Origin of the sequence: Pedobacter petrophilus, assembly GCF_009674725.1 — a bacterium.
Lineage (GTDB): Bacteria > Bacteroidota > Bacteroidia > Sphingobacteriales > Sphingobacteriaceae > Pedobacter > Pedobacter petrophilus.
Map to the genome: position 1 here is coordinate 90,452 of NZ_WKKH01000016.1, position 20,623 is coordinate 111,074.

The following is a 20,623-nucleotide window of genomic DNA, read 5'->3' on the forward strand; positions in this document are numbered from 1 at the left end:
AAAGAAAAGCCCTACATTTCTGTAAGGCTCTGCGTAAGATTATTGTTTATACTTTTTTCGGAGGCAAATCAAAAGCTATTGCATCGTGTTCGAAATGACCTTTATGTGCGCCATCGCAAAAAGGTTTATTTTGAGAAAGACCGCAACGGCAAATTGACAATACTTCTCTTCCCTGTAATCCGTAATTGTTTCCGTTTTTGTCAACAATTTCGAAATCTCCTTCAATTTTTACCGACCCGTTGTTGTTTATTGTTAGTTTAGTTTTAGCCATTTTTGTTTTGTTTGTATGGCCCAAAAGTAAAGCAAAGTTTGTTGATTTAAATAATGATAATGCAGTTTAGAAACGTTCCATTCGGTTGATGATTTAGCAAAATTGCAGCGAAAAATCAAGTGTTTTGAACTTTCAGAAATCAGCTTTGATAACTTTCTTTCCGGAACGCTATAAAAGTGGTCAAAGCTATTAACCATCTAACTTTCAATATTCCTGTTTAAATGCACTAAATCAGCCTTGATAACTTTCTTTCCAGAACGCTGGAAAAGTTTTTTCAAAGCTATTTAAATGTTACATCAGGAGTGTTTTTGATGAATATTATCAATTTAACCCCTATTAATTACCGTATTGCCCCTCACTATGATGGAATATTTATGGTTTCTTTGATTTAATCAAATATAAAAATTTATGACTTATAACGGCTACGCTTAAGCGCCACATCTGGCGATCAAAAAAAGGCACTGAACTAAAAAAAGCGCCGGTAATCTGGTTCGAAAATCGAATCCACTCCAAACAAATAAACTAACCAAATTCAATTATGCTAAAAAAATTACTATCCCCTTTAGGGCGCATATTTGGACTTTTTGCCATCCTACTTTCTTTAAGTATCAGCGGCAACAGTCTATATGCCCAAACCACAAACGCAGAAATATCAGGTGTTATTCTTGACGTAAAAGGTTCGCCAATTCCCGGTGCAACCATAAAAAATCAAAAAACATCGAAAGTCGCTATCTCAGATGGCAATGGACGATATAAAATTGCTGCAGCCAAAGGCGAAACTTTGGTGGTTACCTTTATTGGTTATGCACCGAAAACAGTTGTGTTAGAAAATCAAACTCAACTAAATTTTTCGCTTGCAGAAGAATCAGACAAAACACTTAACGAAGTGGTTGTAGTAGGTTATGGTACACAAAAAAGATCAGATGTAACAGGTTCTGTGGTATCTGTACCGAAAGCGAGGCTATCTCAGCTTCCGGTAACGAATGTGCTTCAATCCATAGAAGGTGCTGTTGCAGGTGTGAATGTAACTACAACTTCATCTGTACCGGGTAGCCAGCCAAATGCATTAATCAGGGGCCAAAACTCTATTACAGCAAGCAGTGGACCATACGTTGTTGTAGATGGGGTACCATTAAGTAAAACAGGCGGTTCATTAAATGACATCAACCCGAACGATATTGCATCTGTAGAAGTTTTAAAAGACGCGAGTGCTACAGCAATTTATGGCACAAATGGTTCTAATGGAGTTATTTTAATTACAACTAAAAGAGGAACATCCGGTAAACCTGTTATTCGTTACAGTGGTTATGCAGGTATAGATAATTTAGCTCATATTTTAGAACCCCGTAGCGGTGCAGAATATGTTCAGAAATATGCCGATTTCCTGAAACAAACCAACCAGACGCAAACCAAACCGGTGCCGAATAATGGTGAACTTGCAGCCTATAATGCTGGTACAACCACTGATTGGATAGCTGAATCTACGCAACAGGGTAAAATCCAGGATCATAATTTAAGCATTTCTGGAGGATCTCCCGATGTAAAATACTTCATTTCTGGTGATTATCTTGATCAAAAAGGCGTAATTAAAGGGTATCAGTTTAACCGTGTGAGTTTAAGGTCAAACTTAGATATCAATGTAACGAGTTTTTTAACAGTAGGTACTTCTTTATTTTTAACCAGTAATAAGTTTGATGGTGGAAGGGCAAATTTGCTACTGGCAAGCGCAATGAGTCCGTATGGACAGGAATATAATCCAAACGGATCTTACAAGATTTTCCCAATGGAGCCTGAATTATTATACACCAATCCATTATTGGGCTTAAATACTACGCAGATTAGCAGAACAACAAACATTAATGGCAATGGTTATGCTGAGATTAAGTTTCCTGGTGTTTTAACGGGATTAAAATATAGATTTAATGCAGGATATACTTATTTCCCTGAAAGAAGAGGCAGTTATGTGGGGCGTTTAGCCAACGATTTAAATGGTACAGCAAGTAGTTTTAATGCTTCTACAAATAGTTATACCATTGAGAATATCTTAACCTATTCTAAAGATATTGAAAAACACCATTTCGATTTTACGGCTTTATACAGTTCACAGGAACGTAAATATAATTCAACTACTGCAGGTGCTGTCGGTTTTATCAATGATGAATTAGGATTAGATAATATTGGTGCTGGTGCTACACAAACTAGTGGCTCTTATCGGGATAGATATGGATTAAATTCACAAATGGGACGTTTATTTTACTCCTATGATAGCCGTTATTTATTAACTTTAACTGCTCGTAGAGATGGTTCATCTGTCTTTGGTTCTAATACAACTAAATACGGCGTTTTCCCATCAGCAGCTATTGGCTGGAATATTACCAATGAAAGCTTTATGAAAAGCATCAAAGCGATCAATAACCTGAAATTGAGACTTTCTTACGGTAAAACGGGTAATGAGGCAGTTGATGTTTATAAAACAATTACAACAGAAGGCTCTGTTCGCTTTCCTTTTAATGGCATAAGTACAATTGGGGTAATTCCTAATAACTTAGGTAATTCTTCATTATTATGGGAAACTACAAAAACTGCAAATATTGGTTTAGATTTTGGAATCTTGAATAACAGAATTTCTGGAACCATAGAAGCTTATCAAAATAAAACGAGCGGTTTATTATTGAAAAGAAGCTTACCTATTATAACTGGTTATGGTAATGTACTGGGAAATATAGGCAAAACTACAAATAAGGGCTTGGAGCTAACTCTAAACACTCAAAACTTTACAGGCAAAGATTTCCGTTGGGAAACCATGGTTGTTTTTGCAACCAATAAAAATAAAATTACCGATTTGTATGGTGATGGTAAAGACGATTTAGGAAACACATGGTTTTTAGGAAAACCAATCAGCGTTATTTACGATTACAAAATGACTGGCATTTGGCAAACGGGAGAGGATGCGTCTAAGCAAGATCCAACAGCCAAACCAGGTAGTTTGAAATTTGCCGATTTAAATGGTGATGGTAAAATAACTGGTGATGGTGATAGGATGATTTTAGGTCAAACGGCACCAAAATGGACTGGAGGGTTAACGAATACTTTTCACTACAAAAATGTTAACCTGAGCATTTTTATTCAAACTGCTCAGGGCATGACGAAAAACAATCAGGATTTAACTTATGGCGATGAAACTGGCAGAAGAAATACCCCTGCAGAAATTGGTTACTGGACTCCGGAGAATCAAAGCCAAACCCGCCCGGCGTTATCTTACAACAATACTTTAGGCTACGGTTATGCATCTGATGCCAGTTACACCCGGATTAAAGATGTGACTTTAAGTTATGTTTTTTCACAAAATCTTTTGGATAAGCTTCATTTAGGCAGCTTAACCGTTTATGCAAGCGGACGTAACCTGCATACTTTTACTAATTGGGTTGGTTGGGATCCTGAAAATAATTATTCTTCAAGAGGATCTGGCGACTGGACCAATAACTACCCTTTAACAAGAACTTTCGTTCTCGGTTTAAATGTTTCATTACGTTAATCATCATCATCATGAAAAAATATATAACCATTATAACATCACTCACTTTTGCAATTTTTGCATTTTCATCCTGCAAAAAAGCATTTTTGGATGAAAAACCATTTTCTTCATACACACCGTTAACCCTTACCGATTCGCTTGGTTTTGAGGCTTCATTAATTGGTTTGTATAACCACACCGGTACCATATTTTCTTGGTCTGACCAGCAGGGCTGGTCAAGCGTTTGGCAAGTAGGAACAGATGTTGCCAATGCAACAAATAACCAGCAAGGTGTAGAAATACCTTACTACAATTACGCAACATTAGCATCCACAGATGGCGGCGCGGCACGAGCCTGGAACAGAAATTACATCATGGTAAATTTAACGAATATCATTGTAGATGGAATAGAAAATCCAAGTACCACAACAATAAGTGCAAATGGTAAAAACCTGATTAGTGCTGAGGCTAAATTTTTCAGGGCTTATGCGTATAACAACCTGGCAACCCTATTTGGAGGTGTACCCTTAATTACACACGCCTTATCTGGTCCAAAAATCGATTTTGTTAGGGCACCAATAGCAGATGTAAACGATTTTATCGTGGCAGATTTAGTTTTTGCTGCTGCAAATCTTCCAGATATTGAGGCCGTAAAAAACAATACCAAAGGCAAAATGTATGGTAGAGCCAATAAATTTATGGCCATGCAGCTTTTAGCAGAAGTTTATTTAAGAATAGGCAAACCAGATTTGGCTGAGCAACAGGCACAGGCCATAATCAACAGTGGTAAATTTAACTTAATTAAAAGTCGTTACGGTGTAAAAACAAGCCAGGCGGGAGACTACTATTCAGACATGTTCCTATACGGAAACCAGAGAAGATCACAAGGAAATACAGAAGTCATTTGGGTATTAGAGCAAGAAAATCCTAATACCGTTGTGGGTGGTAGTACCGATAGCCCACAGCAAAGAAGGGTTTGGGGTGCAGCTTACTATAATATTGCCGGTATGGCAGTGGCCGATTCATTAGGTGGTCGTTCGATTGGTAGATTGCGTTTGAGCAACTGGGTACTCTATGGTTTGTATAAAGGAAACGATATCCGTAACTCTCAATACAATATCCGTAGAAAATACTATTATAACGATCCAAACCCAATATATGCGGCAAGATATGGCAAACAAGTTCCATTCACTGGTCCCGATACTTTAATTAACATTTGCCCAAGTACCACCAAGTGGGGCGCTTTTGATCCTAATGATACTTTTGGATATGCCATGATTAAAGATTTTATCTTAATGCGGTTAGGCGAAACATATCTTTTACTTGCCGAAGCACAGGTAGCGCAAGGTAAAACAGCACAGGCAGCTACTTCTATTAATGTACTAAGAACAAGGGCAAATGCCGCTCAGGTTACTGCCGCAGAAATGACAAAAGATTTCATTCTTGACGAAAGAGCAAGAGAGCTGATTGGTGAAGAAAACAGGAGAATGACTTTAATGAGGACCGGAACTTTGGTAGAACGTGCGCTTCGTTTAAACTCGAACGATGCCTCTAAACCCATTACAGGCTTAACTACAAAAGCGTTGTTATTGCCAATTCCATTAAATGAGATCCAGTTGAACAAGGATGCGGTATTAACGCAAAATCCGGGTTACTAAAAAGAAAGTTGGTTAGTTTTTCGGGTCGTCTGCGGATGGCCCGATTATTATTCTTCCCAACAAAATACGCCTCTGATACACTACCATACTTCTAAATGAAAAACAGATTATTATTAATTACCTTGTTGTGCCTTTCGCTTCAGGGATTTAGCCAGCAGGCAAAACACACTTTTAAATTAGGCGAAGCTCAGTTTCTGCTGGATGATCAGCCCTTTCAAATTATTTCAGGAGAGATTCATTACCCACGTGTGCCACGCGAAGCCTGGAGGGCAAGAATGAAAATGGCTAAAGCCATGGGCTTAAACACCATCGGAACTTACGTTTTCTGGAACCTGCACGAACCTGAAAAGGGAAAGTTTGATTTTTCCGGAAATAACGACATTGCCGCTTTCGTTAAAATTGCGACCGAAGAAGGTTTATGGGTAATCCTCAGACCCAGCCCCTATGTTTGCGCAGAGTGGGAGTTTGGTGGCTATCCTTATTGGTTACTTACCGAAAAAGGGCTGGAAGTACGAAGCAAGGAAAAACAATATCTCGAAGAATATAGAAAATACATTATCGAAGTTGGAAAGCAACTGGCGCCGTTGCAAATTAATCACGGTGGCAATGTTTTAATGGTTCAGGTGGAGAATGAATATGGTTCTTACGCTGCAGATAAAGAATATTTAGACATCAACAGAAAGATGTTTATCGAAGCCGGTTTTGATGGCCTACTGTATACCTGTGATCCCGAAAGTGATATTGTTGGCGGACATTTAAAAGGTCTTTTGCCAGCCATTAACGGGCAGGATAATCCAGAACGGGTAAAAAAAGGCATTAATCAATACCACGAAGGTAAAGGCCCCTATTTTATTGCAGAGTGGTACCCGGCCTGGTTCGATTGGTGGGGAACGCCACATCACACGGTTCCTGTAGAAAAGTATGTAGATAAACTGGATGCGGTACTTGCTGCGGGTATTTCCATCAATATGTATATGTTTCATGGCGGTACCACAAGGGGCTTTATGAATGGTGCAAACTACAAAGATATTTCTCCCTACGAACCGCAGACCAGCAGTTATGATTATGATGCGCCTGTGGATGAAGCCGGAAATGTAACCGAAAAATTCAGGCAGTTTAGATCGGTGATCGAAAAGCATCTTCCCAAAGGGGAAAAACTTCCGGAGATTCCAAAAAACAAGCCGAGTATGGCGATCAAACCTTTTAAGCTGACCAATAAAGTTAATGTGTTTAACGCACTTCCGAAGGCCGTTAAAAGTGAAAAACCATTAACTTTTGAAGATCTGAAACAGGATTATGGCTACGTACTTTACCGTGCCAAAATTGCCGGCGGCAGAAAAGGTTTGCTGCAGGTAAAACAGTTGAGGGATTATGCCCTGGTATTTGTAAATCAAAAGCGGGTAGGAATTTTAGACCGCAGAACATTACTGGATAGCCTGGAAATGCAATTGCCGGCAGGAGAGGTGCAGCTTGATATTTTTGTAGAGAATATGGGAAGGATCAATTTTGGCAAGTACCTGCTCGATAACAAAAAAGGCATTACCGAACGTGTATCTTTCGCCGGAACAGAAGTTAAAAACTGGGAAATATTCAGTTTGCCTTTTAATCATATCGATGCCGTTACTGCAAAATCTCAGTCTGGTTTAAAAACAGGGGACGGACCAGTAATTCAAAAAGGAACTTTTAAATTAAGCAAAGCTGAAGATACGTATCTGGATATGACCAATTGGGGGAAAGGTGTGGTTTGGTTAAACGGGCACAATTTAGGTAAATATTGGTCTATCGGACCACAGCAGACTATTTATGTGCCGAAAGAGTGGTTGAAAGTAGGGGTGAATGAGATTTCCGTTTTGGAATTACTTAGGCCAGAGAAAAATGAGCTTGAAGCCAGAACAACACCAATTTTAGATCAGGTGAGAAAATAAAAAATTAGCTGATTTTTAAATGCCATTCTGATTGTTTCAGGATGGCATTTTTTTTAGCTGGTGTAGTATCATTCCATGGCGGCTATTCGAGGTGTCGTCCTGAATTTATTTCAGGAACTGATTGAGTGGATAAAGATGCTGAATCAAGTTAAGCAGACGATCGAGGGTCGCGCTGGTCCGGATCTACCTAACTGCAGATTTCTAATCTGCGGAATAGATAATTAAATATATTTCGTTACCATCTAAGAAAAAGAAGGAAATATAAGCTGAACTATATATCCAATGCTAATCCACTATTAGTCTTAATATGAATATTACACTGTTCGCGCTGGTCCGGATTTATAAATATATTTCCTTACCATCTAAGAAAAAGATGGAAATATAAGCTGAACTATAATCAAATGCTAATCCACTATTAGCCTTAATATGAATATTACACTGTTTGCGCTGGTCCGGATTTATAATCCGGATCTACCTAACTGCAGATTTCTAATCTGCGGAATAGAAATTAAATATATTTCCTTACCATCTAAGAAAAAGAAGGAAATATAAGCTGAACTATAATCAAATGCTAATCCACTATTAGCCTTAATATGAATATTACACTGTTTGCGCTGGTCCGGATTTATAATCCGGATCTACCTAACTGCAGATTTTTAATCTGCGAAATAGATAATTAAATATATTTCCTTACCATCTAAGAAAAAGAAGGACATATAAGCTGAACTATATATCAAATGCTAATCCGCTATCAGTTTTATTATAAATATTACACTGTTCAAGTGGTGAAAATTAGGTAATTCCTGGCATCCGCTTCGGATAAAATGAATAAATACTAACTTTATCCTTTTAAATTTGTTCTGTTGATAACAGGCAAAAAAAGAGCGCTGATGTTCAATTAATTTGTACAATCTGAACCTGGCGTGGTTAGCATTAAAAATATTATATGAAAAAAGTTGTCATCATTGGCGGTGGCTTTGCAGGTTTAAATCTTGCTAAAAAGCTATCAAAAAGCACGTCTCATCAGGTTACCCTTGTAGATCAGCATAATTACCATTTCTTTCCACCACTATTATATCAGGTTGGAACAGCCTTTATCGAAGCATCGAACATTATCTATCCGTTCCGTAAAATGTTTCACAACAGCAGTACGCGGTTTTTTATGGGGGTTTTGCAAGAGATTCTTCCCGCGCAGCAGCAGGTAGTAACCGATAATGGCGTGCTTGATTACGATGTTCTGGTATTGGCGATGGGAACGGAAACTAATTTCTTCGGTAATGATCAGATTAAAGAACACGCCTTGCCGATGAAAAGTATTGATGATTCGCTGCGGATGCGGAACCACATTCTTCTTCAACTGGAAAAAGCGGTACGGTCTGAGCAGGATAGTGATAAGAAAAGGCTATCCAGTATCGTTATCGCCGGTGGCGGCCCGACAGGCGTAGAGCTTGCCGGGATGATGGCCGAAATGGGAAGTCACATCATTAAAAAAGATTATCCGGAAGCAAAATCTGGTCTGGGTAAAATCTACCTGGTAGATGGTTTACAAACCCTCTTGGCACCGATGAGTCAGAAAAGCCAGAACGAAGCCATCAAAGTACTTACAAATCTGGGTGTAGAAATTATGCTGGGTAAGCTGGTTCAGAATTACGATGGTAATGTGGTGTCACTTTCCGATGGTACACAGATTGAAGCTAGCACCCTAATCTGGGCATCTGGTGTAATTGCACGTGAAGTGCCAGGCTTGCCGAAAGAGGCGGTTGGAAAAGGAAGACGCGTTCTGGTTGATGCTTTTAACCATGTAGAAGGCCTGAAAGGGGTTTATGCCATAGGCGACCAATGTTTGCAACTTACCGATGCAGCATTTACCAACGGTCACCCTCAGCTGGCGCAGGTAGCCATTCAGCAAGGCGATTTGCTCGGTGAAAATTTAGCTGCGGTGGAGCAGGGCAAACCGATGAAAGCTTTTAAATACAATGATAAAGGATCGATGGCGATTATTGCTAAATTCAAAGCCGTAGTAGATTTGCCTAAAGGATTTTTCAGGGGATTCTTCGCCTGGCTGGTTTGGTTGTTCATCCACATTATTCCAATTGCAGGTTTCCGTAATAAAGCAAAACTGGCATTCAACTGGTTGTGGAGTTTCATTACCAATGATCCTACTTTACGCTTAATTATCCGCCCGGATGGCGAAGACGATAAAAAATAGATTAAAACCCATTGCGCTGGTTCAACAAGTGATGAATCAGCGCAATAATTGTGCTAGCCGAAATACCATATTTTGACAAATATTCATTTGATTTTGCCATTTTTAAAAGGATAGTAAGAAGTAGGAGACATCCGGTGTATATTGGGATAAATAAAACCCAAGATCCTGTCTTTTAAAAATATTACGGCAAATGAATAAATTTTTGATATGGTTGCTGCTATCTTTCAGCATCAATCTTTGTGCACAAGAAACACCCGAATGGGAAAATCCACAGGTTTACGCCATTAACAAAGAAAATACCCGTGCTACTGCGCTCCCTTATGCCAACCAAAATCTGGCGCTAAAAAATGATTATCAATCTTCTGGTTTTTACCAATCATTAAATGGGCTCTGGAAGTTTAAATGGGTGCCTAAAGTTAGCGAAACGCCGAAAGATTTTTACAAAGTGGATTTCGATGTTAAAAACTGGGCAACTATTCCAGTTCCTGGTACCTGGGAATTTAATGGTTTTGGCACCCCAATCTACGTAAGTGAGGGTTTTGGTTTCAAGCCGAATCCACCTTTTATTGATCGCAATGATTCGCCGGTTGGTGCCTATCGCCGTGAGTTTACCGTTGATGAAAACTGGAAAGGCCGCAGGGTGATGATTCACTTTGAGGGCGGAACAAATGCCATGTATATTTGGGTGAACGGACAAAAAGTAGGCTATACAGAAAATTCGAAAAGTCCGGCAGAGTTCGACATTACCCAATACCTGAAACCCGGTATGAATACATTGGCTTGCGAAGTTCATAAATTTAGTGATGGCTATTACCTGGAAGATCAGGACATGTGGCGCATGGGCGGTATCAATCGTAATGTGTATTTGTATAGCACAGCCCAAACCAGAATCCTTGATTTTTTCGCTCACCCAACCCTGGATGCAGCTTACAAAAACGGACTTTTTGATGTTGATCTCACTTTAAAAAACTATAGCAAAAAACCCGAACAGCAAACCATAGAAGTGGTTCTGATGGATCAGCTAAATCATCCGGTTTTTAAAAAGCAGCACACAGTTGCACTCCCGGCCGAACAAGAAGTGAACCTTAATTTATCAGGTTTAGTGGCTGCTCCTTTAAAATGGACTGCCGAAACGCCAAATTTATACAACATGCTTTTGGTGTTAAGAAACAGTGCCGGCGATGTTGTTGAGGCTACCAGCCACAAAATTGGGTTCAGGAAAATCGAGATCAAAGATGGGCAGGTTTTCATTAATGGAAAGAAGATTTATTTTAAAGGCGTAAACTTACATGAGTTTAATACTAAAACCGGACAGGTGGTTTCTGAAGAGGTAATGATGCGGAATATTCAGCTAATGAAGGAATTAAACATCAATGCCGTTCGTACATCGCACTATCCTCAACCGCCATTGTGGTACAAGCTATGTGATCAATATGGAATTTATCTGGTAGATGAAGCCAATTTAGAATCGCATGGATTGGGTTACGGACCGGAAAATGTATCGAACTTTCCCGAATGGCATGATGCACATCTGGATAGAATGGTGCGTTTGGTGGAGCGGGATAAAAACCATGCTTCGGTGATTTTCTGGTCGTTGGGGAATGAGGCCAGTAATGGGAAAGCTTTTTTCGATCTGTACGATTGGGCGAAGAAACGCGATCCGAGTAGGCCGGTGCAATATGAGCAGGCGCATCAAAAAGATAGAAATACAGACATCATTTGCCCGATGTATCCTTCCTGGGAAAGCATGCTGCGCGATGCTAAAAAAGACCTCGGCCGCCCTTACATTATGTGCGAATATGCGCATGCCATGGGCAATAGCATGGGTAACTTTCAAAACTATTGGGATTTGATGCGATCGAGCAAAAACATGCAGGGGGGCTTTATCTGGGAGTGGTATAACCACGGGTTTAAAGCAACTGATGAGCAGGGAAGGGCTTATTGGGCTTATGGTGGCGACTTAAATGGTTACCAGAAAATGAATAGTGAGAATTTTTGTATGGATGGAATCATCTCGCCCGATCAGCAGTATTTGCCACATACCGCCATTGTTAAAAAGGTTTATCAGAATATTTTATTCAAACCAAAAGACATCTCCAATGGAATAATTACGGTGATTAATGATTTTAAGTTCACAGATTTAACGTCGAAGAATTACGAGTATAAGTGGGTTTTATTGAAGAACGGAGCGGAAGTAGCAAAAGGCAAATTCAATATGAACATACCAGCCGATACTAAAAAAGACATTAAGCTCAATTTGCCAAAAATGGAACAGCAAGCTGGGGTAGAATATTTCCTTCAGGTATTTGCGTATCGTAAACAAGGTGATCAGTTTATTCCTGCTGGTTTCGAGGTGGCGAAAGAGGAATTTGCTTTTGAATCCAATCGCTTTTTTGAAACCGAAAAAATTAAAGCTGGCGAGGTCGTAACTGAAGAGCAGGGAGATAAAATCGTAGTGAACGCCCATCAGGTGGCATATGAGTTCGCCCAAAAGAATGGTCAGGGATTATTAAAAATGACGAAAGATGGGAAAAATGTTTTCAATGAACTGCCGCGTCTTAATTTCTGGCGCGCGCCAACAGATAACGAATTTGGTGAGGGTGCACAACGCAGTTTGCGTTTGTGGGAAGCTGCCGGATTCAATATCAATTACAATTATAAAGGCATGAAAAAAAGTGCGGAGGGTGTTTCTGTTTCGTATGAGGCAAAACTTAGGGGCATCTCTGCCATCGTAAACCTCATTTATACCGTTCATAGTGATGGAAGTTTAAAGGTTCAGGCTGCTTACCAGGCCCTTGCGGATGATCTCCCGGAAATGATGAGGTTCGGCATGCTGATGAATTTGTCTGGCGACCATGATCAGTTTACCTGGTACGGCCGCGGCCCTGATGAAAATTACATCGACAGAAATGCAGATGCGTTTATGAAAATCTGGACTGGTAAAGTAAAAGATCAGCTGCACCCATATTACCGTCCGCAGGAATCAGGAAATAAAACCGATACCCGTTGGTTAAAATTGTTGAATAAAAAAGGTAATGGTGTTGAGATTATCGGGTTGCAACCGCTTTCCGTGAGTGCTACGAATAACCTGCCGGAAGATCTGGATCCTGGTGTGACGAAGAAACAGCAGCACCCATCTGATGTTGTACCCAATTCAGATTCGATCCTGGCGGTTGATTTGTTTCAACGAGGAGTTGGTGGACTGAACTCCTGGGGCGCTAAACCATTAAATGAATATCGGTTTTCAGGCAAATCATATAGTTATGGTTTTGTGATCAGGGTTTTGTAATTTGGGAGACAGGGAGCGTGGTAGGGTAAGTTGGGTTTGGTATTTTGTAGGTGTGAGATTCTCCGCTGCAATCGGAATGACAGGAAGCCTAACCGTTTATCCATTAATATCTAATTAGAAAAATGTCGTAGCGCGAGGCTACGACACTTTAATCTTATATTTATGTTTAAACAGACTGTGCATTTTTGATAAGGGCATTGCTTTTTAGGTTTTTAAAAGCGATTAAGGAGAAAATTAATGTCCAGATGAGGAGTGGGAGCAATCTGCTCCAATCCTGAACTTTCGGGATCATAAAAGCTTTCAATCCAACTGTTTTGATATCTGTTGATGCGATATCTTGCTCCTGAAAAATAGCCGGATAAAAATGTAAACGGATTTGCTCATGATAATTTCTCACGGCCTGTTGAAACTCCAGATGGGCACCAAGATCTGATCCTGCCAGTTCATTTACCGTCAGTTGCGTTTGAATAGTAGGGAAGAACAAAGCTGCAATATTGGTAAACCGCTGTCTGGCGGCCAGTTTATCTGCAACGGCCAATCTGCTTTTTAAAGCCTGGTCATCGCCCATTTGCTGCATGCCGTAATACCAGAACCAACTGAAACTTTTGTCAGCTGGAAAAGGATATTTTTTCAGCTGCGGATAATGCTCAAAAAACGGTTTCATGGTTACTTCCTTTGGCAGATCCCATTTTTCATGATAGCCTTCGCGTTGATTAATCACATTCTGCAAAGCCTCGGGTACAGAATATTTTTGGGTAAGCAACAGGTTCAGCGATGCCGGAATCACAATGCAAATGGCTACCCAAATGGCCACTAATGCCGAAGCATTATAACTAGAAGATTTACCCAGAGAAATGATAAAGATCGAAACCGCAAACCAAAAGGCGAGGTAGAGCACAATTAATCCTGTAACGGCAAACAAAGTAGTATCTATTGGCAGTTGCAGATAGATAATTGCAAGCACAAGAAGTAAAAAAGCTACAGTGAAAACAGCTGCAATTCTGATCAGAAATTTCTGCCAGATCACTTTAGCCAACTCGTTGCTTTGAGATTTTAGTAATGACCACACGCCATTTTCCTGCTGTTCGGAAATTAAGTTGTAGGTAAAGGCAATGATCACCAGTGGGAAAAGGAAGATGTAAACAAAACTGAGATCCATATTTCCCAAGAGCATGCTCACCGGATTGTTGATATCGGTATCATAAAGCTGACCTTCTACCGCAAGCATGGTAACCGAAATCAGGTACGGATTTACGTCTCTCTGGCCATTGGCAAAAGCTGCCCATTGATCTGGCAGGTTAGCAGAAGAGAATTTATTGTGGAAGAAAATCAGTCCGATATCTTTATTAAAATGCTCAATATTTTCCAGTGTATTTTTCTTTTGCAATACGGCAGCCTTTTCAATTACTGCCTTTTGGTTGGCGATGAAAGATTTTCCAAAATATAAACCTGCAAAGCCGGTAAGGAGCAGTACAATAATGCCGATCCAGGCAGAATGATTTCTGAAGAAAAGTTTGAATTCTAAATTATAAGTGCTTTTTTTCATGTAGTTATATTGTTTTAATCCACCTTGGTGCATATTGAAGCAAGAAAAGAACTGCAGATAACCAGAACAGCAGGGAAATAAGCGCCAGCGATTCGTGTGCCAGAACGTGGTTTAAGTGATCGAATTTGTAATTAAAATCTGGCTGTTCGGCCCAGTTGGATTTGCTGATGGATAAAGGTTTTTCATGCTCGCCAGGCGAAATATTACTGATTTTATCAATTTGAAGTTTATTCATTTTTTGCGCCAGTCCGTAGCGGTAAGCTTCAGCCTGGTTTTGAAAATTAACATAAGTCTTAAAATCTGAAGCGGTTAAAGCCATCGAAATTTGTTTCAACGATAAGTAAGGATTAAGCAGACCCGCAAATACAGTAAAGCTGTTTTGTTTCCCGAAGGTTTCATTCAGCTTACGTTGATGGTCGCTGTAAATGGCCGAAGTAATTTTTTCGCCCTCGGCCATGATGTATCCACCGTAATTAAAGGGCAATTTTTTTACATCTGTAACCTGATATTTCCGGAGCAACGAATCTTTGATGGCTGCGTAATGGGCATCATTCGGATCATGACTATCGCCCTGCTCGTGAATGTCTGCAGAAACGGCATCAGCAAATTCGATTTTGGATGGTGTGGGGTGTATTTTGGAACCCATTGCCTGAACAATTCTTGGCATCAGCACGGCAAAAAAGATCCAGCAGGATAATAACGTAATTAATGCCGTTTTGGAACTGCGCTGAAATGCTGAAACCAATACGGTAATGGCCGAAACGACAAAAAAATAAGCCGAATAACTTATGATCAGGATCAGGAGGCGCAATGCAGCATCCATGCTGATCTCCCAGTTACTTAAAGATGCCCAAAGTAAAATAGTGAGGAGAATAAGTGGAATAAAAATGGTTAAAGCCACGCCAATAATTCCGAAAGTCTTTCCCCAAAGCAGCCTCTTCCAGCTTACATTCTGGCAAAGTAAAATTTTCAAAGTTCCAGATTTCCGCTCTGCGGAAATGCTGTTATAACCCAGAAAGAAGATGAGCAGTGGCACCAGCAATTGCAGTACCATTGCAATACTGATTTCACCAAAGCGCAACATTCCGTTAGAAAAGCCTGCCTCGCTAAAGTTAACGGTATTTTGCTTATGTGCCTCCAGAAATATGGATACACCGGCAAAACTTTCTATCCCGAAATCGAAGAAACTCAATTCATGTTTCTCCCGAAAAGCAAGGTAGCCATAATGCGCCATCCGGTGCGGGTGTTTGTCTGGTTTGGAAAGCCACTGCTCCCGCACCAGGTTTTTATAATGTAAACGTTGATTATTTTGTGTTCTGAAATTTTGCCAGCCTACATAGGTGGCCAGACAGAGCGAAAGCCCCAATAAAATAGTGAGAACTAGCGTTGCCCGATTACCAAAGGTTGATTTGTAAGTTTGTTTGGCGATTGTAACGGTTATATTCGGCATTATATTCTGTAGGTTACATTAAACATGACATTTCTGGGCGTACCCGGGAAGAGGCGTAAATAATTTTGTGCACCAACCCAGTAGGTTTTATTCAGGATGTTGTTGATGTTCATAGATAGCTGAACTTTAGATGCTGCAGGCGAATAATAAATTGCAGCATCTACAATAGTATAGGCCGGCAGGGTAAAGTCTCTGATGTATAAGGGCAGTTTATTTCCGCTGTATTGTACGCCGGCACCAAAACCAAGTCCTTTCAGTGTGTTGGTTTGTAAATCATAACGGGTCCATAAACTGGCACTGTGTTTTGGTGTGTTTTGCACGCGTTCGCCAACAACTAAAGGATTCAAATCTTCAGTTACAATGGCATCTACATAGCTATAACCCACATTAAATTGCCAGTTCGGTTTAATAAAGCCAGATGACTCTACCTCAATTCCTCTGCTTCGCTGCGCACCACGTTCAATTAAACGGTTCACATCCAAAGGATCATTGGCATTCATTAACAGATTTTTCTGGTTGATTTCAAACATCGCAACATTCACCATTAAATTACCATCAAGCCATTCAGATTTGGCTCCAAGCTCTTTCAAATCACTTTCCAAAGGTTTGAAATTAGTACCTGCAGGCGGTGGAACAATAACCAGATTGGAGGTATTACCCTGTGGTTGATAACCTTGAAGGTAAGTGCCATAAATATTGATGTGGCTGTTAACGGCATAGGTAAGTCCCAACCTTGGCAACAGTTTGTGCTGACTGATTTTAGTTTCATTGGTTAACCTGTAATTGCCATAATCTTCATACCATTCCTGGCGCAGGCCAAGCGTTAAAGTAAGTTGCTGATATTTGATTTGATCCTGAAGATAAACACCATTGATGAGGTAGTAAGAAGGTGGAATCTCCGCTTTTGAAAACACGTAATCGCTTAGGGTTTTTAACGTATACGTTGGATTGGAAAGGTTAAAATGTTCCACATTCGGAACAGGCGCATTTACACCATTAATTACGCTAAACCGGTACAAATCTTTCTTCGTTACATCATATCTTGCTGCAATTGTTCCATCTTTCAGGCGGTAGCCCTGCGCAGTATTGATGCCGCCACCCCGTAATTTTTGGGTAATGATGCGATCATAACCGACCACTAATTTATGTTCAAGGCCAAAAGTTTTCGCATTGATGCTGAAGTAAGTACTGATATTGTCTGTCGAATATTTTTGCTGGCGCTGAACAGCAATCATTCCCGCAAGGGAACGAATCGGCTGATTGTTCTCATCGGTGGCGAAAGCATTATTGGTACGGTGTTCTAAGAGATCTTCGTTCCAGTTCTGTTTCATATAAGCCACATTAAACGCTATATTTTTAGTAAGCTTCTGCGCAAAATTCGCCATTAGCATCAGGTCTTGTGTATTGAATTTATCATTGCTAGCGCCCATATTGAACCGGATTGGGGTGCTGTTCAAATCGGTTTGCCCGGCTGCTGCACCGAAAATTGCCTGTCCGCGATCTAACCTCGAATTGCTGTTATTCAGCACCAGCTCTACATTTAAACTGGTTTTATCATTCGGAATGTAAGAGAAGGACGGGGCAATCATATAACCTTTTCTAAATTGCAGATCGCGAAAACTTTTACTGTCTTCGTAACCCACATTTAACCGGTAAAGCAAGGTTTTTTCCGTATTAACAGGACCGGTAAAATCCAGTGCGCCACGAACCGTGCTGAAGCTTCCGCCAGAAATACTGATCTCTTTGCGGTCTTCCGTTAACGGTTTTTTAGTCACCAGGTTGATACTTCCGCCAGGGTCTACACTTGAAAATGTAGCACTCGCAGGACCTTTAATTACTTCAATTCTTTCGAGGTTATTGGTAAGTGGCTGGTTAAAATAGTTTTGACGCGTACGCATCCCGTTAATAATGGTTCCCTCTTCATTTTGATTAATGCCGCGAATAGAAAACTGGTTGTAAAAACTACTTTGAGATACACTGGTTACGTTTTTAATAGCATCAGCCAATACTGCGGCCTGTCTATCAGCTATTAACTCTTTCGAAATAGACGAAATGGCCTGCGGGATATCTTTATTTAAAGTAGCCGTTTTTGTTGCCGAGAAAGAGTAGTTTCCATAATACTTTTTCCCGTTCGTGCCGACAATTTCTACGGTCTGCAACTCCTCGTTGGCTACTGCCAGAACAATGGGATCGATGTTGAGATCTCCTAAGCCATTGACCGGGATAACTTTAGAGAAAGTACTGTAGCCAATTGCGGAAACGGTAATGGTGTAGGTAGCGGTTTTAGGCAACACAATAGAGAAGCTCCCGGCTGAATCGCTACTGAGGTTTAACTGATCTTTACCACTTTTAAATCTGATGGTTGCTTTATTGATACCTGTGCCTTGCGCATCGTTTACTTTTCCGGTTACTTTAACCTGGGCAAATGCTGCAGAGCTAATGGTAATGATGAATAAAAAAAGACAAACTGTCCGCCATATTCGGCGAAACTGATATTGTTGATACATTAAAAATGTTTGGTTAAATGGTTTGTAAGTATAATTCCTGAAGGTCTGAAGCCGAAATTTCGCTGGCCAGGAGGGTGTGAATCAGTTCACCTTGTTTCATAATGCCGATATGTGTGCCCAGGCTTACCGCATTGAAAATATCGTGGGTAGCCATCAGAATGGATTTACCTTCTGAAGCAAGTTTTTTGACTAGTTCCGTAAATTCCGCCGTAGCCTTTGGATCAAGTCCGCTGGTCGGTTCATCCATTAAAATGATTTTTGCATTTTTGGCAACAGCGATGGCAATCCCCACTTTCTGGCGCATCCCTTTACTAAAACCTGCCAGATGTTTATGGTGTGCAGCTTCCTGTAAGCCACAGTTGGAAAGGAATTTCATGAGTTCGGCTTCGCTATAATCAAAACCTGCCAATTTGGAGAAATAATCAAGGTTTTCTATTGCAGAGAGGTTTCCATACAGCATAACCACTTCCGGAATATAGGCAAGGTGCTTTCTCCGTTGATCATCACTAGCAGAAATTTCTTCGTTATCGATCAGAATTTTCCCGGCGCTGGGCTCAATGAAACCCAGAAACAAGTTGATGGTTGTTGTTTTTCCGGCACCGTTTTGCCCCAGCAGGCAATATACTTCACCTGGATTAACGGTTAGATTTAATTGATTAAGGGCTTGATACGATCCATAATTTTTGGATAGCGAAATGGCTTGAAGCATAAAAAAAATATAATAAATGGTTGTATACCGCAGGCGGCAATACATTAAATAAAATCTGTGATTGGAAAGAAGAAACCCTGGTTAGGGTATTAGGCGATTGGGCTTGGCGGACCTTTGTTGGCCGCAGAAAGAATATAGGCAACGGGATGTTTCCCTAAATAACCAACTTGATTATCAGCTGGTTTAGCTAACTTGAATGCTGTTTCGCAGGCAGTTGGCAATGTATAAACGTGAGATTGGTGTTTTAATACCTCGCACAGTTTACAATTTACTTTGCTTACTTTAAACTGAGAGGACGATTGCACCTGCTCTGATTTGGTTTTGCACAAATCGGAAGCATCCTGATCATGGTGGTGAAGCGCCTGAATTAACAACGCATTAGTAAACAAGATCAATAAGAGAAATGCCCAAATTTTGGTGAGTACTTGCTGGCGATATGTTTTACTTAGGTGATTCAATTGCAACAAAGATACATTTATGAAAAAAACTTTCAGCAATTTTTTTGAATTATGTGAAGAATTGTGATAAAGATCCTGAAACAAGTTCAGGAGGACGTATACGGGTTTTAGGAAAACGATGGAGAGGGTTTTGCATATTGAATGAAGCGATTTAATAAATGGCCATAGTGATTAACTGCTTTTAAACATTTAAATAAAGATTGCTTCATCTAATGAAAAATTTGCTTCGTAATGACGATTATACGAGAGGACTTATCTTAATGGCCTTAATTTCTTAATGTTTCAATTGAAGGATTGTGACGAAAGATCCTGAAACAAGTTCAGGAGGACGTATGCGGGTTTTAGGAAGACGATCGAGAGAGGGTTTTGCATATTGAATGAAGCGATTTAATAAATGGCAATTATACTGGAGGACTTATCTTAATGGCGTTAATTTCTTAATGTTTCAATTTGAAGGATTGTGATAAAGATCCTGAAACAAGTTCAGGAGGACGTATGGGGGTTTTAGGAAGACGATCGAGAGGGTTTTGCATATTGAATGAAGCGATTTAATAAATGGCAATTATACTGGAGGACTTATCTTAATGGCGTTAATTTCTTAATGTTTCAATTTGAAGGATTGTGATGAAAGATCCTGAAACAAGTTCAGGAGGACGTATGCGGGTTTTAGGAAGACGATCGAGAGGGGTTTTGCATAATGAATGAAGCGATTTAATAAATGGCAATAGTGATTAACTGCTTTTAAACATTTAAATAAAGATTGCTTCATCTAATGGAAAATTTGCTTCGTAATGACGATTATACGGGAGGACTTATCTTAATGGCCTTAATTTCTTAATGTTTCTAATTTGAATAATTGTGATAAAAGATCCTGAAAGAAGTTCAGGAGGACGTATGCGGGTTTTAGGAAGACGATCGAGAGGGTTTTGCATAATGAATGAAGCGATTTAATAAATGGCAATTATACTGGAGGACGGTAGTGTAAATTGAACTGTGTCAGCCAGTTTAACCATTTTGCAAATGCAGCTTTATTCTATCCTCAAACATAATGTATAGCTGAGATAATGTCAAGTTCCAATTCTGCAGG

General features: G+C 40.0%; 11 protein-coding genes. 5 read left to right on the forward strand and 6 right to left on the reverse strand.

Annotated elements, in window-relative coordinates:
* Window positions 1-46: 46 nt before the first annotated feature.
* The gene (locus GJU39_RS12145) at window positions 47-271 is read right to left on the reverse strand and encodes a CDGSH iron-sulfur domain-containing protein (RefSeq protein ID WP_154281068.1); all 225 of its coding nucleotides are present in this window, start codon (window positions 269-271) and stop codon (window positions 47-49) included.
* A gap of 538 nt (window positions 272-809) precedes the next feature.
* Here GJU39_RS12145 and GJU39_RS12150 point away from each other — a divergent pair.
* From GJU39_RS12150 to GJU39_RS12170, 5 genes are all read left to right on the forward strand, one after another.
* Window positions 810-3,806 (forward strand): SusC/RagA family TonB-linked outer membrane protein, encoded by a 2,997-nt coding sequence (locus tag GJU39_RS12150; protein ID WP_154281069.1) that lies wholly within the window; start codon window positions 810-812, stop codon window positions 3,804-3,806.
* A gap of 11 nt (window positions 3,807-3,817) precedes the next feature.
* Window positions 3,818-5,443: a RagB/SusD family nutrient uptake outer membrane protein gene (locus GJU39_RS12155; RefSeq protein ID WP_154281070.1), complete on the forward strand. Its 1,626-nt coding sequence runs from the start codon at window positions 3,818-3,820 to the stop codon at window positions 5,441-5,443.
* A 95-nt stretch (window positions 5,444-5,538) separates the two neighbouring features.
* The gene (locus GJU39_RS12160) at window positions 5,539-7,368 is read left to right on the forward strand and encodes a glycoside hydrolase family 35 protein (protein WP_154281071.1); all 1,830 of its coding nucleotides are present in this window, start codon (window positions 5,539-5,541) and stop codon (window positions 7,366-7,368) included.
* Window positions 7,369-8,314: 946 nt separating this feature from the next.
* Window positions 8,315-9,577, forward strand: a complete 1,263-nt coding sequence (locus GJU39_RS12165; RefSeq protein WP_154281072.1) for an NAD(P)/FAD-dependent oxidoreductase — start codon at window positions 8,315-8,317, stop codon at window positions 9,575-9,577.
* A gap of 190 nt (window positions 9,578-9,767) precedes the next feature.
* Window positions 9,768-12,866, forward strand: coding sequence for a glycoside hydrolase family 2 TIM barrel-domain containing protein (locus GJU39_RS12170; RefSeq protein WP_154281073.1), 3,099 nt, complete (start codon window positions 9,768-9,770; stop codon window positions 12,864-12,866).
* A 166-nt stretch (window positions 12,867-13,032) separates the two neighbouring features.
* Here GJU39_RS12170 and GJU39_RS12175 read toward each other — a convergent pair whose 3' ends face one another.
* The 5 genes from GJU39_RS12175 to GJU39_RS12195 form a co-directional block, all read right to left on the reverse strand.
* The gene (locus tag GJU39_RS12175) at window positions 13,033-14,412 is read right to left on the reverse strand and encodes a DUF3526 domain-containing protein (RefSeq protein ID WP_167515680.1); all 1,380 of its coding nucleotides are present in this window, start codon (window positions 14,410-14,412) and stop codon (window positions 13,033-13,035) included.
* A 4-nt stretch (window positions 14,413-14,416) separates the two neighbouring features.
* The gene (locus tag GJU39_RS12180) at window positions 14,417-15,862 is read right to left on the reverse strand and encodes an ABC transporter permease (protein WP_154281075.1); all 1,446 of its coding nucleotides are present in this window, start codon (window positions 15,860-15,862) and stop codon (window positions 14,417-14,419) included.
* Entirely contained in the window at window positions 15,862-18,369 is a 2,508-nt protein-coding gene (locus tag GJU39_RS12185) for a TonB-dependent receptor (protein WP_154281076.1), read from the reverse strand. Before GJU39_RS12185 ends, GJU39_RS12180 begins: the two co-directional genes overlap by 1 nt.
* 13 nt (window positions 18,370-18,382) lie before the next feature.
* Complete coding sequence (locus GJU39_RS12190) at window positions 18,383-19,078, reverse strand: ABC transporter ATP-binding protein (protein ID WP_154281077.1); 696 nt, start codon at window positions 19,076-19,078, stop codon at window positions 18,383-18,385.
* An 89-nt stretch (window positions 19,079-19,167) separates the two neighbouring features.
* Entirely contained in the window at window positions 19,168-19,542 is a 375-nt protein-coding gene (locus tag GJU39_RS12195) for a hypothetical protein (RefSeq protein WP_154281078.1), read from the reverse strand.
* Window positions 19,543-20,623 lie beyond the last annotated feature (1,081 nt).

What these genes read in the sequence shown, in the direction of transcription:
- GJU39_RS12185 (WP_154281076.1), bottom strand. Translation starts at nt 18,369, where the DNA reads ATGTATCAACAATATCAGTTTCGCCGAATATGGCGGACAGTTTGTCTT.
- GJU39_RS12145 (WP_154281068.1), bottom strand. Translation starts at nt 271, where the DNA reads ATGGCTAAAACTAAACTAACAATAAACAACAACGGGTCGGTAAAAATT.
- GJU39_RS12190 (WP_154281077.1), bottom strand. Translation starts at nt 19,078, where the DNA reads ATGCTTCAAGCCATTTCGCTATCCAAAAATTATGGATCGTATCAAGCC.
- GJU39_RS12155 (WP_154281070.1), top strand. Translation starts at nt 3,818, where the DNA reads ATGAAAAAATATATAACCATTATAACATCACTCACTTTTGCAATTTTT.
- GJU39_RS12150 (WP_154281069.1), top strand. Translation starts at nt 810, where the DNA reads ATGCTAAAAAAATTACTATCCCCTTTAGGGCGCATATTTGGACTTTTT.
- GJU39_RS12175 (WP_167515680.1), bottom strand. Translation starts at nt 14,412, where the DNA reads ATGAAAAAAAGCACTTATAATTTAGAATTCAAACTTTTCTTCAGAAAT.
- GJU39_RS12180 (WP_154281075.1), bottom strand. Translation starts at nt 15,862, where the DNA reads ATGCCGAATATAACCGTTACAATCGCCAAACAAACTTACAAATCAACC.
- GJU39_RS12170 (WP_154281073.1), top strand. Translation starts at nt 9,768, where the DNA reads ATGAATAAATTTTTGATATGGTTGCTGCTATCTTTCAGCATCAATCTT.
- GJU39_RS12165 (WP_154281072.1), top strand. Translation starts at nt 8,315, where the DNA reads ATGAAAAAAGTTGTCATCATTGGCGGTGGCTTTGCAGGTTTAAATCTT.
- GJU39_RS12160 (WP_154281071.1), top strand. Translation starts at nt 5,539, where the DNA reads ATGAAAAACAGATTATTATTAATTACCTTGTTGTGCCTTTCGCTTCAG.